This is a genomic window from Candidatus Frankia alpina (genome assembly GCF_902806485.1).
GTDB lineage: Bacteria > Actinomycetota > Actinomycetes > Frankiales > Frankiaceae > Frankia > Frankia alpina.
Genome location: NZ_CADCWT010000596.1, coordinates 1 through 410 on the forward strand (window position 1 = coordinate 1; position 410 = coordinate 410).

Annotated in this window: 1 protein-coding gene; it reads right to left on the reverse strand. The window is 72.0% G+C overall.

The genetic code is table 11. The features are described from left to right. Window positions 1-398, reverse strand: a 398-nt coding sequence (locus G6R25_RS24645; protein ID WP_163554716.1) for an SDR family NAD(P)-dependent oxidoreductase, incomplete at its 3' end; no start/stop codon positions are given. Window positions 399-410: the final 12 nt, after the last annotated feature.

The following is a 410-nucleotide window of genomic DNA, read 5'->3' on the forward strand; positions in this document are numbered from 1 at the left end:
TCGCCGAGCAGCGCCAGCGCGCCCTGGGTGACCAGGTGGGTGGCGGTGAGGTTGGTGGCGAGCACCTGCGTCCAGGCATCCAGCAACAGGTCCGCGTAGGGGATGTGGCTGATAGTCCCGACGCTGTTGACCACGATGTCGAGGCCGCCGAGATGCGTGCCGGTGGCCTCGATGAGCTCAGTGATCTGGGCCGGGTCGGCCACGTCCGCCTGGAGCAGCAGGTGGTCGCCGCCGGTGTCCTTCAGCTCGCGGCGCAGGCTCTCGGCCTCCTCGGTCTGGCGCTGGTAGCCGACGACGACCGTCGCGCCGGCGCGGGCCAGGCCGAGCACGACGGCCCGGCCGATGCCGCGGGTGCCACCGGTGACCAGGGCGCGTCGCCCGGACAGGTCTGGGAACATCGCTGGCTGTCT